The organism is Citrobacter sp. CK202, assembly GCF_030333225.1.
GTDB classification, from domain to species: domain Bacteria; phylum Pseudomonadota; class Gammaproteobacteria; order Enterobacterales; family Enterobacteriaceae; genus Citrobacter_B; species Citrobacter_B koseri.
Map to the genome: position 1 here is coordinate 424,724 of NZ_JAOWGI010000028.1, position 13,706 is coordinate 438,429.

Consider the following 13,706-nt stretch of genomic DNA (forward strand, 5'->3'; position numbering starts at 1 on the left):
TATTCATTGGACTCAATGTCAGGTTACACAACATGTCATCACTCAATGTTAAGCAGGAAAAAGATTCGGAATTTACTGGCTATCCGTTAGCGCCGTCAAACAGTAATGAAATTGATTTGTTAAGCCTTGTTGATGTTTTATGGCGGGCGAAAAATCGCATTATTGCGACTGTTTTTGCGTTTGCGCTGGCAGGTATTCTGCTGTCCTTTATTCTGCCGCAGAAATGGACCAGTCGGGCGATTGTCACCCCGGCAGAGGCCGTACAGTGGCAGGAGCTGGAAAAAACGCTGACCACATTGCGCGTGCTGAACCTCGACATTAATTTGCAGCGAGACGCCGTCTTTACGCTTTTCATTAAGAAGTTCAGCTCAACATCGCTGCTGGATGAATATCTTCGCGCCTCCCCGTATGTGATGGATCAATTGAAAGGGGCGGATATTGATGAAATGGAACTGCATCGGGCGATTGTTGCGCTCAGTGAAAAGATGAACGCGGTGGATACCAACGCCGGTAAGAAAAACGAGACGTCGTTATTTACCTCGTGGACATTAAGTTTTACTGCGCCAACGAAAGAAGAGGCGCAGAAGGTGCTGGCCGGCTATATCCAGTATGTGTCGGACATCGTCGTGAAAGAGACGCTGGAGAATATTCGTAACCAGCTGGACACCAGAACGCATTTCGAGAAAGAAAAACTGGCGATGGACCGGGTGAGATTGCGCAACCAGCTTGATGCGAACATTCAGCGACTTAATTATTCCCTGGAGATTGCCAACGCCGCCGGGATTAAGAAGCCGGTCTACAGTAATGGTCAGGCGGTAAAAGACGACCCGGATTTCTCTATTTCTCTGGGCGCCGACGGTATTGCGCAAAAATTGCAAATTGAAAAGTCCGTCACGGACGTTGCGGAAATTAACGCTGAAATACGCAATCGCCAGTATTACGTAGAGCAACTGACCGCGATGAATATCAATGATGTGAAATTTATGCCGTTTAAATATCAGCTATCGCCTTCGCTGCCAGTGAAAAAAGACGGCCCGGGCAAAGCGTTGATCGTGATTCTGGCTGCGTTGCTGGGCGGTATGATCGCGTGCGGTGGTGTTCTGCTGCGTCATGCCATGCTGTCCCGTAAACTGGATGATGCGATTCAACTGGAAGAACGGTTAGTCTAAGCGCCATCCGGCAAATCGCCCGGTGGCGCTGGCGCTGTCGCTGACCGGGCCTGCATGGTTAACCCTCCGCCATTGAGATTACTTCGGGCGACCCAGCGGCACAACCAGCGGCGTTCCGGCGATCGGATCGTCGATGATTGTGCAACGTAATCCATAAATTTTCTCAATAAGATCCGCTGTCACAATCTCCTTTGGCGCTCCCTCTGCGACGATCTTGCCTTCACGTAACGCGATTAAATGCGTGGCATACCGGCAGGCCTGGTTAAGGTCGTGCAGAACCGCAGCGAGGGTGTAACCTTTCTCGCGATTCAGCTCGCTCAACAGTTCCAGCAGGTCGATCTGGTGGCTGATGTCCAGCCAGGTCGTCGGTTCATCCAGCAACATGATGGACGTTTCCTGCGCCAGCACCATGGCTATCCATGCTCGCTGCCGCTGCCCGCCTGAAAGCGTGTCCACGCTTTGCGTCGCCAGGTGGGTAATCCCCGTAGCGCGCATCGCACCGGCGACGGCGTCTTCGTCTTCTTTGCGCCAGCGGGTAAACAAAGGCTGATGCGGATAGCGGCCCCGGGCAACCAGCTCCTGTACGGTGATATCGCCCGGCGTGGTGGCGTTTTGCGCCAGCAGGCCGATTCGTCGCGCTACCTCTTTACTGGCGTAGTGCTGAATATGCTCGCCGTCGAGCCAGACGTGGCCATGTATGGGCGACATCAGACGGCTTAGCGTACGCAATAACGTTGATTTGCCGCAGCCATTCGGCCCAATAATGGCAGTGAAGTGACCATCCGGGATAGAAACATTCAGATTCTCCGCGACGGTATACTTGCCATAACCCAGCGTTAACTGGTCGCCACGCAAACGGGCTACTGATTCGGTCATTTTTTGCGGGACTCCTGAATTAACAAGACGATAAGGTAAATACCGCCGAGGCTTACGGTGACAACGCCTACCGGAAGCTGGTAAGGCATAAACAGTTGTTGGGCGCACAGGTCGGCGGCCAGCAGCAGCAGCGCGCCACACAATGCGGACTGGGTTAACCCCCAGCGTGCCGTGCCGCTAAGGCGCCGCGCGATGTGCGGCGCAACCAGCGCAATGAAAGAGATCGGGCCTGCGAGCGCCGTCGCGGCGGCGGTCAGCACCACGGCGACCAGCATCATCATTAACCGGGAACGTTCAACGCTGACGCCAAGCGCGCAGGCGCTGTCATCGCCCATTTCCAGCAAGCGCAGACGGCGTACCAGCAATGCGGCACACGCCAGCATCAGAACGATCAGCGGTGCCGAGGGCCACGTTTTGGCCCAGGTCAGTCCGTTGAGCGACCCGGCGTTCCACAATCCGGCGGAGAGGGCCGTTTCTAACGACGCCTGTAACAGCAGCCAGGTGTTGAACGCCACCAGCATGGCGCGCACGCCGATGCCGATAATAATCAGCCGGAAGGTCTCAATGCCGTTGCGCCAGGCAAGCAGCCAGACGATCAGCGAGGTGAGAATTCCGCCAGCCATCGCCGCCATCGCGATCGCCGTCAGGTTCTGGCCAAACAGCACCATTGCCACCAGCACGCCGCTCCAGGCCCCGGTGTTAAAACCCATTACGTCCGGGCTACCCAGCGGGTTGCGCATCAACGACTGAAAAATCGCCCCGCTGACGCCCAACGCGGCGCCAATCAGCAGCGCCATCAGCACGCGAGGCAGACGCCATTCGGTCACCACAAGGGTAATGCTGCGCGGGGCGTCTCCCTGCAACGCATTGATGATTTGCGAGACTTCCAGCGTAACGGCGCCGCTGCGCAGGCTCCACAAGCCGACAGCGATACAGCCGAGCACCAGCAACAGACAGCTTATGATCAGGCGGCGGGAAAGGTGCATCATACGGCACCTCCGCGCTGCTTGCGCCGCACGAGGAAAATAAGCACTGGCGCGCCGAGAAAGGCGCTGACAACCGAAACGCGCAATTCACCGGGAACGATGAGTCGCCCGATAATATCGGCAAACAGCAGCAGGGTCGGGGTCGCCAGCAACGTGACCGGCAGCGACCAGCGGTGATCCGCCCCCACCAGCCAGCGGGCCATGTGCGGCATCATCAGACCGATAAACGCGATGGGGCCAACAACCGCCGTCGCGCTGCCGCATAACACGGTAATCACCAGCAGGCCGATGAGCTGGGTACGCGCCACTTTGCTGCCCAGCGCGGTGGCAGTATCGCTACCGAGACTCAGGCTGTTCAGCGCGCGGCTGAGAAACAGCGCGGTAGCACCGGCAATCAGCACCGGCACGACAATAACCTTGAGCGTTTGCAGACTGCGAATGTCCAGCGAGCCGGCCTGCCAGAAACGGAGCTGATCGTACACATCCGGGTTCAGCAACGCGATACCGTTGGAAAGCCCCTCCAGCACTGCGCCGAGCGCGACACCCGCCAGCGTGAGGCGAACCGGGCTTAACTGCCCGGCGCCCTGACTGCCGGTAAAGGCGACAATCAGCGAGGCGACCAGCGCCCCGGCAAACGCCATCAGCAACTGTTCCTGCGGAGAGGAAAAACCAAACAGCGCCGCGCCGAGTACGATCGCGAAACTGGCGCCGGAATTGACGCCGAGAATGCCCGGGTCGGCAAGCGGGTTGCGGGTGAGCGTTTGCATTAACGCCCCGGCGAGCCCCAGTGCGCCGCCAGCCAACAGGCCAGCCAGCGTGCGCGGCAATCGCGCGTCCAGCACGATGGTGCAGTCAGCGCTTTGGCAGGTGCCGGTAATTGCTTCAAGTACGACGGACGCAGGCAGTGATTTTGCGCCGATAGCCAGACTTAATGCCGTGGCGAGAATAAGTAATAACAACAAGCCGGGCACGGCGATGGCGCGTGCCACGGAAACAGAGCATGACATATCAACTTCCCTGATAATGATAGTAATTATCGTTATCGATCTTATTCGGTTATGTTAGCATGTGCAGCCATTGAATGGATATTTAAAAAAAGTTCGCATTAAGGCGTTGTAATGAATCGACAATCCTGGCTGCTGAATCTCAGCCTGTTGAAGACGCACCCTGCATTTCGCGCTGTCTTCCTCGCCCGTTTTATCTCTATTGTCTCGCTGGGCCTGCTGGGCGTAGCGGTGCCGGTACAGATCCAGATGATGACCCACTCGACGTGGCAGGTTGGTCTGTCGGTGACGCTGACCGGCAGCGCGATGTTTGTTGGCCTGATGGTCGGCGGCGTGCTGGCGGATCGTTATGAACGTAAAAAGGTGATCCTGCTGGCGCGCGGCACCTGCGGTATTGGCTTTATTGGCCTGTGTCTGAACGCGCTGTTGCCGGAACCTTCGCTGCTGGCAATCTATCTGCTCGGTCTGTGGGATGGCTTTTTTGCCTCGCTGGGGGTCACGGCGCTACTGGCGGCGACGCCTGCGCTGGTAGGGCGAGAAAACCTTATGCAGGCCGGGGCGATTACGATGCTGACGGTGCGTCTGGGATCGGTGATTTCACCGATGCTGGGCGGCGTATTGCTGGCTACCGGCGGCGTGGCCTGGAACTACGGTCTGGCGGCGGCAGGAACATTTATCACGCTGCTGCCGTTGCTGAGCCTTCCGGCGCTCCCGCCGCCGCCGCAACCGCGTGAGCATCCGTTGAAATCGCTGTTGGCGGCGTTCCGTTTCTTGCTCTCCAGTCCGCTCATTGGCGGCATTGCGTTGCTTGGCGGACTTTTGACGATGGCAAGCGCGGTGCGCGTGCTTTATCCGGCGCTGGCGATTAACTGGCATATGTCCGCCGCGCAAATCGGTTTACTTTATGCTGCTATCCCGCTGGGGGCGGCTGTTGGCGCGTTAACCAGCGGGCAACTGGCGCACAGCGTTCGCCCTGGACTGTTGATGCTGGCTTCCACCGTAGGGTCGTTCCTGGCGATTGGGTTGTTTGGGCTGATGCCTGTCTGGCTGCTCGGGGTGATCTGTCTGGCGCTGTTTGGCTGGCTCAGCGCGATTAGCTCGTTACTGCAATACACCCTGTTGCAGACGCAAACGCCGGAAGCCATGCTCGGGCGAATCAACGGCCTGTGGACGGCGCAAAACGTGACCGGTGACGCCATCGGCGCAGCGCTGTTGGGCGGGCTGGGCGCCATGATGACGCCGGTTGCGTCAGCGAGCGTGAGCGGGTTTGGGCTGGTGATCGTTGGGTTGTTGTTAATGCTGCTACTGGGCGAGTTGCGTCGTTTTCGCCAGCCGCCGCCGGAGCCAGATGGCGCACCGCTTTAAAATGCAGGCCGGACAGGGCATTGGCCGCTATCCGGCAAGTAAGTTAAAACAGCGCGGCGAGACGGTTAAGCAGTAACGTTGCGCTGTAGTAGTCCAGACGGAACGTTTCGGTGCCCAGCGCATAAACGCGCTTGTTTTGCACGGCAGGCAGGTGAGCAAGCAGTGGGTTGGCGTAAATAGCGTCGGCATCTTTGCTGTCACCGGCAAACAGGAACAGCGCTTCGCCGTTCAGACCTGCTGCCAGGTTTTCCCCGCCAAGCTGGATGATGTCATGACGTTTGCCCTGGCTTTTACTGGTTTGCAGTCCGGCAGGGAGGGGCGCCAGCGTAAAGCCTAACTGCTCCATCAGCTTGCCCTGGGCTGAATCCTGCGTCCACAGGTTGGCGCTGTGTGCGGCAGCGGTGTAGACCAGCGCGCTGACCGGTTGCGGCGGTAATGTGAGCTGTTGTTTAACGGTCGCCAGTTGTTTATCAAATTCCGCGATGCGCGCAGCGGCCTGTTTTTCCTGGCCGGTGATCTCGCCCAGTTGCGTCAGCAGAGACTGCCAGCTTTTATCGTCGTAATTGATGATAAGCGTAGGGGCAATAGTAGAAAGCTGATCGTACAGCGCCAGCGCAGAGTCGCCACCGGTTGCGCTAATCAGAATAAGGTCCGGCATTTGTGCGGCAACGGCTTCAGCGCTTGGTTCGCCGATGTACAGGCGCGCCAGCTTGCGCGCTTTCGCAACGTCGCTCCATTGACGCAGAAATCCCCGATCGTCGGCAAAGCGGTTGTTAGGGGTGGTCGCTCCGCTGGCGACAACGGGAGCATCAATCGCCAGCAGCGAGCCCGTCAGGGTCACGCTGGTAGAGACGATACGTTCAGGTTTATGGTCCAGCGTATGCGTGCCGCGGCTGTCGGTGATCTGGCGCGGCCAGTCAGCGGCATGACCTAAAGAAATTCCTGAAATGAAAAGCCCAACCAGTATCAGGGATGTTCTGCAAAGCAGGGGAAGTCTCACGAATCAGCGTCCTGTTATTAATGGAGTTAATGCTTCTCATTTTCATTGTTAGCGGGAAGGGATGCAAGTCTAAGTCGCACATTGTGCTACCCCAAGAGTTGACATGCTGTCTGTTTACTTTTAGGTTAGCGCCCGAAAATATAAATGATAATCATTATTAAAGCCTTTATCATTTTTGGAGGATGATATGGATACGTCACTGGCCGAGGAAGTTCAGCAGAAAATGGCAACGCTCACCCCCGATCGCTTTTTCTTTATGTCGCCGTATCGCAGCTTTACGACGTCAGGATGCTTCGCCCGTTTCGCTGAACCAGCGGTTGACGGGGATTCGTTAGACAGCCCCTTCCAACAAAAATTACAGCAAGCCTTTGCCGACGCCAGAGCGCAGGGTATCGCAAATCCTGTTATGGTCGGCGCTATCCCCTTTGATACCCGCCAGCCATCCTCGCTGTTCATTCCTGAGTCCTGGCAGACCTTCTCCCGACCGGCAAAGCAACAATCCTCGCGTTACTTTACCGGGCATCAGGCACTGAATGTTGTTGATCGTAAAAGTATCCCTGAACAGGAAACGTTTGAAGCGATGGTTGCGCGCGCGGCAGCGCTGACGGCGACGCCTGAAGTCGACAAAGTGGTTCTGTCACGCCTGATTGATATTACGACCGATGCTACCATTGACAGCGGCGCGCTGCTGGAGCGGCTGGTGGCGCAGAATCCGGTGAGTTACAACTTCCATGTACCTCTGGAGGATGGCGGCGTGCTGCTTGGCGCCAGCCCGGAATTGCTGCTGCGTAAAGAGGGCGAGCGCTTTAGTTCGCTGCCGTTGGCCGGGTCGGCGCGTCGCCAGCCTGATGATGTGCTGGATCGTGAAGCGGGCAACCGACTGCTGGCTTCTGAAAAAGACAGACACGAACATGAACTGGTTACTCAGGCCATGAAGACGGTGCTGCGCGACCGCAGCAGTGAATTACAACTGCCCGCATCTCCACAATTGATCACCACCCCGACGTTATGGCATCTCGGTACGCCGTTCGAAGGTAAGGCGAATGCGGAAGAAAATGCCCTGACGCTGGCGTGTCTGCTGCATCCGACGCCTGCGTTGAGTGGTTTCCCGCATCAGGTGGCGAAAAAATTAATTGCCGAACTGGAGCCGTTCGATCGTGAACTGTTCGGCGGCATCGTCGGCTGGTGTGACGCCGAAGGAAACGGCGAGTGGGTCGTGACGATCCGTTGCGCGAAGCTGCGACAAAACCAGGTTCGCCTGTTCGCGGGCGCCGGGATTGTGCCTGCTTCCTCTCCGGTCGCGGAGTGGCGCGAGACCGGCGTGAAGCTTTCTACTATGTTGAACGTTTTTGGACTGCATTAAGGAGCGATGATGACCATTCCTTTCACCCGTTGGCCGGAGGAGTTTGCCCGCCGCTATCGTGAAAAAGGGTACTGGCAGGATCTGCCGCTGACCGATATTTTAACCCGCCACGCAGACAGCGATAAAACGGCGGTGATTGATGGCGATCGACACCTGAGCTATCGCGAACTGAACCAGGCGGCGGATAATCTGGCCTGTAGCCTGCGTCGTCAGGGGATCAAACCCGGCGAAACCGCGCTGGTGCAACTGGGCAACGTGGCGGAGCTGTATATCACTTTCTTCGCCCTGCTGAAGCTTGGCGTCGCACCGGTTCTGGCGCTGTTCAGCCATCAACGGACGGAACTTAACGCTTACGCGAAGCAAATTGAACCGGCGCTGGTGATTGCTGACCGCCAGCACGCGCTGTTCACCGGGGACGATTTCCTCAATACGTTTATTGCCGAACACAATTCCGTGCGTGTGGTGCTGTTGCTCAACGATGCGGGTGAACACAACCTGCAAACGGCGATTGACCAGCCTGCGGTTGATTTTACCGCCACGCCATCACCTGCCGATGAGGTGGCTTATTTCCAGCTTTCCGGCGGTACAACCGGAACGCCGAAGCTGATCCCGCGCACCCATAATGATTATTACTACAGCGTGCGCCGCAGCAATGAAATTTGCCACTTTACCGAAGCCACGCGTTTCTTATGCGCGATTCCGGCTGCGCATAACTACGCCATGAGTTCGCCGGGATCGCTGGGCGTCTTTCTGGCCCAGGGAACGGTGGTGCTGGCGGCTGACCCGAGCGCTACGCTCTGTTTCCCGTTAATTGAAAAGCATCAGATTAATTCAACGGCGCTGGTGCCGCCTGCGGTGAGCCTGTGGTTGCAGGCGATTCAGGAGTGGGGCAGCAACGCGCAACTGGCCTCGTTGAAACTATTGCAGGTAGGCGGCGCTCGGCTTTCAGCGACGCTTGCCGCGCGTATTCCGGCGGAAATCGGCTGTCAGTTGCAGCAGGTATTCGGCATGGCGGAAGGACTGGTGAATTACACCCGTCTGGACGACAGCCTGGAGCGCATCATCAATACTCAGGGTTGCCCGATGTGCCCGGACGATGAGGTCTGGGTGGCTGACGCTGACGGCAATCCGCTGCCGCAGGGGGAAACGGGACGCCTGATGACGCGCGGGCCGTACACGTTTCGCGGCTATTTTAAAAGCCCGGAGCATAACGCCAGCGCATTTGATGCCAACGGCTTTTACTGCTCCGGCGATCTGATCTCCATTGATCCAGATGGCTATATCACCGTGCAGGGACGTGAAAAAGATCAGATCAATCGCGGCGGGGAGAAGATCGCCGCGGAAGAGATTGAAAACCTGTTACTGCGCCACCCGGCCGTAATCCATGCCGCGCTGGTCAGCATGGAAGATGAGCTGATGGGGGAAAAAAGCTGCGCCTGGCTGGTGGTGAAAGAGCCGCTGCGCGCGGTACAGGTACGCCGCTTCCTGCGTGAGCAGGGGGTCGCCGAATTCAAATTGCCGGATCGCGTGGAGTGCGTCGAGGCGTTGCCTCTGACCCCGGTCGGTAAAGTCGATAAAAAACAATTACGTCAGTGGCTGGCGTCACGTTCACTGACCTGAAGGAGAAAGAGAGATGGCAATTCCGAAATTGCAGGCGTACGCGCTGCCTGGCGCGCTCGATATTCCGCCCAATAAAGTGAACTGGGCCTTTGAACCTGAACGCGCTGCACTGTTGATCCACGATATGCAGGATTATTTTGTCAGCTTCTGGGGCGACAACTGCCCAATGATGGAACAGGTGATCGCGAATATCGCCGCCCTGCGTCAGTACTGCAAAGAGCACAACATTCCGGTCTATTACACCGCTCAGCCGAAAGATCAGAGCGATGAAGATCGCGCCCTGTTGAACGATATGTGGGGGCCGGGCCTGACGCGTTCTCCCGAGCAGCAAAAGATTGTCGATGCGCTGGCGCCGGACGAGGCGGACACCGTGCTGGTGAAATGGCGTTACAGCGCGTTTCACCGTTCGCCGCTGGAGCAGATGTTAAAAGAAACCGGGCGTAATCAGCTGATTATCACGGGTGTTTATGCGCACATTGGCTGTATGACCACGGCGACTGACGCTTTCATGCGCGATATCAAGCCGTTTATGGTGGCGGATGCGCTGGCCGATTTCAGCCGTGAAGAACATGTGATGTCGCTTAATTACGTTGCCGGTCGCTCCGGTCGCGTGGTGATGACGCAGGAACTGCTGCCGACGCCGGTTCCGGCGAGCAAAGCGGAGCTGCGGGCGCTGATCCTGCCGCTGCTGGATGAATCTGACGAGCCGCTGGATGATGAAAACCTGATTGATTACGGGCTGGACTCTGTACGTATGATGGCGCTGGCGGCTCGCTGGCGTAAAGTGCATGGCGATATCGACTTCGTGATGCTGGCGAAAAACCCGACGATCGATGCCTGGTGGACGCTGCTTTCCCGTGAGGTGAAGTGATGGCCGGATTGGATTTTAACGGCAAAACCGTCTGGGTGACCGGCGCGGGAAAAGGGATTGGTTATACCACGGCGCTGGCGTTTGTTGCGGCTGGCGCGCAGGTGACGGGATTCGATCGCGAGTTCACGCAGGATGCGTATCCCTTTGCGACCGAAGTGCTGGATGTCGCAGACGCCGCGCAGGTCGCGCAGGTTTGCCAGCGCGTGCTGGCGCAAACCGAACGGCTGGATGTGCTGGTGAATGCCGCCGGGATTTTACGGATGGGGGTGACCGATGCGCTAAGCGCCGAGGACTGGCAACAGACGTTCGCCGTCAACGTCGGCGGCGCGTTTAACCTCTTCCAGCAGACGATGGCGCAATTTCGTCAGCAGCAGGGCGGGGCGATTGTTACCGTCGCGTCTGATGCGGCGCACACGCCGCGCATTGGCATGAGCGCCTATGGCGCGTCCAAAGCGGCGCTGAAAAGCCTGGCGCTGACCGTTGGGCTGGAGCTGGCGGGCAGCGGCGTTCGCTGTAACGTTGTCTCTCCGGGATCTACCGATACCGATATGCAGCGCACGCTGTGGGTGAGCGATGATGCGGAACAACAGCGTATTCGTGGCTTTGGCGAGCAGTTTAAGCTTGGCATTCCGCTGGGAAAAATCGCGCGTCCGCAGGAAATCGCGAATACCATTTTATTCCTCGCATCCGATCTGGCCAGCCACATTACGCTACAGGACATTGTGGTTGACGGCGGTTCAACCCTGGGAGCGTAACGATGATCTGGAAACGCCATTTAACGCTTGATGAGCTGAACGCCACCAGTCTGAACACGATGGTGGCGCATCTGGCGATCGTCTATACCCGTCTGGGCGATGACGTGCTGGAGGCGGAAATGCCCGTTGACGCGCGAACGCATCAGCCTTTCGGCCTGTTACACGGCGGCGCTTCGGCGGCGCTGGCGGAGACCCTGGGGTCAATGGCCGGGTATCTGATGACCCGTGACGGCCAGTGCGTGGTGGGAACCGAGCTGAATGCCACGCATCATCGCGCCGTGTCGCAGGGGAAGGTGCGCGGCGTTTGCCAGCCGCTGCATCTGGGCCGGCAAAGCCAGAGCTGGGAAATTGTGATTTTTGACGAACAGGGACGACGTTGCTGTACCTGCCGCCTGGGGACGGCGGTGATGGGCTAGGCCCAACAAAATGCAATGATGTTGCAGCGTTGACCGGCCAATGAAGTGATCCAGTTAACAATGCAATGTAAATAATCAGTTTTATAGCGTTGTCAGGTTGTTAAAACCAGCAGAGGTGTTATAGAAACAAAATGTAACATCTCTCTGGAACACAACACGCAAACGGACAACAACTATGAACAAATCAGGGAAATACCTCGTCTGGACATTGCTCTCCGTTATGGGAGCATTTGCCCTGGGATATATTGCGTTAAACCGTGGGGAACAGATCAACGCGCTATGGATCGTCGTGGCGTCAGTTTGTGTCTACCTCATTGCCTACCGTTTTTATGGTCTGTATATCGCCAAAAATGTGCTGGCGGTTGACCCGACGCGCATGACGCCTGCGGTGCGTCATAACGATGGTCTGGACTACGTACCTACCGATAAGAAAGTGCTGTTCGGTCACCATTTTGCGGCGATTGCCGGGGCAGGGCCGTTGGTTGGGCCGGTGCTGGCGGCGCAGATGGGGTATCTGCCCGGTATGATCTGGCTGCTTGCCGGGGTTGTGCTGGCAGGCGCGGTGCAGGACTTTATGGTGCTGTTCGTTTCTACCCGTCGTGACGGTCGTTCGCTGGGTGAACTGGTTAAAGAAGAGATGGGTCCAACGGCTGGTGTGATCGCGCTGGTGGCCTGTTTCATGATCATGGTGATTATCCTTGCGGTACTGGCGATGATCGTCGTGAAAGCCCTGACCCACAGTCCGTGGGGGACGTACACCGTTGCGTTCACCATTCCGTTGGCCATTTTTATGGGCGTCTACCTGCGTTACCTGCGTCCGGGACGTATTGGCGAGGTGTCTGTTATTGGTCTGGTGTTCCTTGTCTTTGCCATCATCTCCGGTGGTTGGGTGGCGGAAAGCCCAACCTGGGCGCCGTATTTTGACTTTACCGGCGTACAGTTGACCTGGATGCTGGTGGGCTACGGCTTTGTGGCGGCGGTTCTGCCGGTATGGCTGCTGCTGGCGCCGCGTGATTACCTCTCAACCTTCCTGAAGATTGGTACGATTGTCGGTCTGGCCGTCGGCATTCTGATTATGCGTCCGACGCTGACGATGCCTGCGCTGACCAAATTTGTGGATGGCACCGGCCCGGTGTGGACCGGTAACCTGTTCCCGTTCTTGTTCATCACCATTGCCTGTGGCGCGGTGTCTGGCTTCCATGCGCTGATCTCTTCCGGCACCACGCCGAAGATGCTGGCGAACGAAGGGCAGGCCTGCTTTATCGGCTACGGCGGGATGCTGATGGAATCCTTCGTGGCGATTATGGCGCTGGTTTCCGCATGTATCATCGATCCGGGCGTTTACTTCGCCATGAACAGCCCAATGGCCGTACTGGCGCCAGCCGGAACCGCTGATGTGGTTGCTTCTGCAGCGCAGGTGGTCAGTAGCTGGGGCTTTGCGATTACGCCTGATACGCTGCATCAGATTGCCAACGAAGTGGGCGAACAATCCATTATTTCTCGTGCCGGTGGCGCGCCAACGCTGGCGGTGGGGATGGCTTACATCCTGCATGGGGCGCTGGGCGGTATGATGGATGTGGCGTTCTGGTATCACTTCGCGATTCTGTTTGAAGCCCTGTTCATTCTGACGGCGGTTGATGCCGGTACGCGTGCGGCGCGCTTTATGTTGCAGGATCTGCTGGGCGTGGTCTCTCCGGGTCTGAAACGTACGGATTCACTGCCTGCGAACCTGTTAGCGACGGCGCTGTGCGTGCTGGCGTGGGGATACTTCCTGCACCAGGGCGTGGTGGACCCGTTAGGAGGGATCAACACCCTGTGGCCGCTGTTTGGTATCGCGAACCAGATGCTGGCGGGTATGGCGCTGATGCTCTGCGCGGTTGTACTGTTCAAGATGAAACGTCAGCGTTACGCATGGGTGGCGCTGGTGCCTACCGCCTGGCTGCTGATTTGTACGCTGACCGCAGGCTGGCAGAAAGCGTTTAGCCCGGATACCAAAATTGGTTTCCTGGCGATCGCCAATAAATTCCAGGCGATGATCGACAGTGGCGATATTCCTGCGCAGTACACGCAGTCTCAGCTGGCGCAGCTGGTGTTCAACAACCGTCTGGATGCCGGTCTGACCATCTTCTTCATGGTTGTGGTGGTGGTTCTGGCCCTGTTCTCAATCAAAACTGCGCTGGCAGCGCTGAAAGAGGACAAACCGACGGCGAAAGAAACGCCGTATGAAGCCATGCCGGAAAACGTTGAAGAGATTGTGGCGCAGGCGAAAGGCGCGCACTAA

The 13,706-nt window shown here is 57.5% G+C and carries 12 protein-coding genes; 8 read left to right on the forward strand and 4 right to left on the reverse strand.

Annotation, left to right across the window (positions count from 1 at the left end):
- Nucleotides 1–32: 32 nt before the first annotated feature.
- Entirely contained in the window at nucleotides 33–1,169 is a 1,137-nt protein-coding gene (gene wzz(fepE), locus OGX84_RS18065; protein WP_047458238.1) for an LPS O-antigen length regulator Wzz(fepE), read from the forward strand.
- Between the two features lie 78 nt (nucleotides 1,170–1,247).
- On the opposite strand, the gene fepC is transcribed toward wzz(fepE), so the two are convergent.
- The 3 genes from fepC to fepD are packed head-to-tail and all read right to left on the reverse strand — an operon-like array spanning nucleotide 1,248 to nucleotide 4,038.
- Nucleotides 1,248–2,045 carry an iron-enterobactin ABC transporter ATP-binding protein gene (fepC, locus tag OGX84_RS18070; RefSeq protein WP_058668748.1) on the reverse strand — a complete coding sequence of 266 codons (798 nt, stop codon included), beginning with the start codon at nucleotides 2,043–2,045 and terminating at the stop codon, nucleotides 1,248–1,250.
- Nucleotides 2,042–3,034, reverse strand: a complete 993-nt coding sequence (gene fepG, locus OGX84_RS18075) for an iron-enterobactin ABC transporter permease (RefSeq protein WP_286458264.1) — start codon at nucleotides 3,032–3,034, stop codon at nucleotides 2,042–2,044. Before fepG ends, fepC begins: the two co-directional genes overlap by 4 nt.
- Nucleotides 3,031–4,038 (reverse strand): Fe(3+)-siderophore ABC transporter permease, encoded by a 1,008-nt coding sequence (gene fepD / locus OGX84_RS18080; protein WP_012133399.1) that lies wholly within the window; start codon nucleotides 4,036–4,038, stop codon nucleotides 3,031–3,033. Before fepD ends, fepG begins: the two co-directional genes overlap by 4 nt.
- Nucleotides 4,039–4,149: 111 nt before the next feature.
- On the opposite strand from fepD, the gene entS reads away from it, so the two are divergent.
- Nucleotides 4,150–5,400, forward strand: coding sequence for an enterobactin transporter EntS (gene entS / locus OGX84_RS18085; RefSeq protein WP_286458265.1), 1,251 nt, complete (start codon nucleotides 4,150–4,152; stop codon nucleotides 5,398–5,400).
- Nucleotides 5,401–5,443: 43 nt separating this feature from the next.
- On the opposite strand, the gene fepB is transcribed toward entS, so the two are convergent.
- Nucleotides 5,444–6,400 carry a Fe2+-enterobactin ABC transporter substrate-binding protein gene (gene fepB, locus OGX84_RS18090; protein WP_110494549.1) on the reverse strand — a complete coding sequence of 319 codons (957 nt, stop codon included), beginning with the start codon at nucleotides 6,398–6,400 and terminating at the stop codon, nucleotides 5,444–5,446.
- A gap of 187 nt (nucleotides 6,401–6,587) precedes the next feature.
- Here fepB and entC point away from each other — a divergent pair, with 187 nt between their 5' ends.
- From entC to cstA, 6 genes are all read left to right on the forward strand, one after another.
- Nucleotides 6,588–7,763 (forward strand): isochorismate synthase EntC, encoded by a 1,176-nt coding sequence (gene entC, locus OGX84_RS18095; RefSeq protein WP_060815865.1) that lies wholly within the window; start codon nucleotides 6,588–6,590, stop codon nucleotides 7,761–7,763.
- A gap of 9 nt (nucleotides 7,764–7,772) precedes the next feature.
- Nucleotides 7,773–9,383 carry a (2,3-dihydroxybenzoyl)adenylate synthase EntE gene (gene entE, locus OGX84_RS18100; protein WP_112002156.1) on the forward strand — a complete coding sequence of 537 codons (1,611 nt, stop codon included), beginning with the start codon at nucleotides 7,773–7,775 and terminating at the stop codon, nucleotides 9,381–9,383.
- A 13-nt stretch (nucleotides 9,384–9,396) separates the two neighbouring features.
- Nucleotides 9,397–10,254 (forward strand): isochorismatase, encoded by an 858-nt coding sequence (locus OGX84_RS18105; RefSeq protein WP_047458220.1) that lies wholly within the window; start codon nucleotides 9,397–9,399, stop codon nucleotides 10,252–10,254.
- On the forward strand, nucleotides 10,254–11,009 hold the full coding sequence (gene entA, locus OGX84_RS18110; RefSeq protein ID WP_112002157.1) for a 2,3-dihydro-2,3-dihydroxybenzoate dehydrogenase EntA: 756 nt from the start codon (nucleotides 10,254–10,256) through the stop codon (nucleotides 11,007–11,009). The genes OGX84_RS18105 and entA overlap by 1 nt, the downstream gene beginning before the upstream one ends.
- A 2-nt stretch (nucleotides 11,010–11,011) precedes the next feature.
- A complete protein-coding gene (entH, locus tag OGX84_RS18115) occupies nucleotides 11,012–11,425 on the forward strand; it encodes a proofreading thioesterase EntH (protein ID WP_012133392.1) in 414 nt (137 codons plus the stop codon).
- Between the two features lie 175 nt (nucleotides 11,426–11,600).
- Nucleotides 11,601–13,706 carry a pyruvate/proton symporter CstA gene (gene cstA / locus OGX84_RS18120; RefSeq protein WP_012133391.1) on the forward strand — a complete coding sequence of 702 codons (2,106 nt, stop codon included), beginning with the start codon at nucleotides 11,601–11,603 and terminating at the stop codon, nucleotides 13,704–13,706.

Excerpts from the sequence above, each read along its gene's own strand:
- fepC (WP_058668748.1), bottom strand. The coding sequence starts at position 2,045 with ATGACCGAATCAGTAGCCCGTTTGCGTGGCGACCAGTTAACGCTGGGT.
- fepG (WP_286458264.1), bottom strand. The coding sequence starts at position 3,034 with ATGATGCACCTTTCCCGCCGCCTGATCATAAGCTGTCTGTTGCTGGTG.
- fepD (WP_012133399.1), bottom strand. The coding sequence starts at position 4,038 with ATGTCATGCTCTGTTTCCGTGGCACGCGCCATCGCCGTGCCCGGCTTG.
- entS (WP_286458265.1), top strand. The coding sequence starts at position 4,150 with ATGAATCGACAATCCTGGCTGCTGAATCTCAGCCTGTTGAAGACGCAC.
- entC (WP_060815865.1), top strand. The coding sequence starts at position 6,588 with ATGGATACGTCACTGGCCGAGGAAGTTCAGCAGAAAATGGCAACGCTC.
- entE (WP_112002156.1), top strand. The coding sequence starts at position 7,773 with ATGACCATTCCTTTCACCCGTTGGCCGGAGGAGTTTGCCCGCCGCTAT.
- OGX84_RS18105 (WP_047458220.1), top strand. The coding sequence starts at position 9,397 with ATGGCAATTCCGAAATTGCAGGCGTACGCGCTGCCTGGCGCGCTCGAT.
- entA (WP_112002157.1), top strand. The coding sequence starts at position 10,254 with ATGGCCGGATTGGATTTTAACGGCAAAACCGTCTGGGTGACCGGCGCG.
- entH (WP_012133392.1), top strand. The coding sequence starts at position 11,012 with ATGATCTGGAAACGCCATTTAACGCTTGATGAGCTGAACGCCACCAGT.
- cstA (WP_012133391.1), top strand. The coding sequence starts at position 11,601 with ATGAACAAATCAGGGAAATACCTCGTCTGGACATTGCTCTCCGTTATG.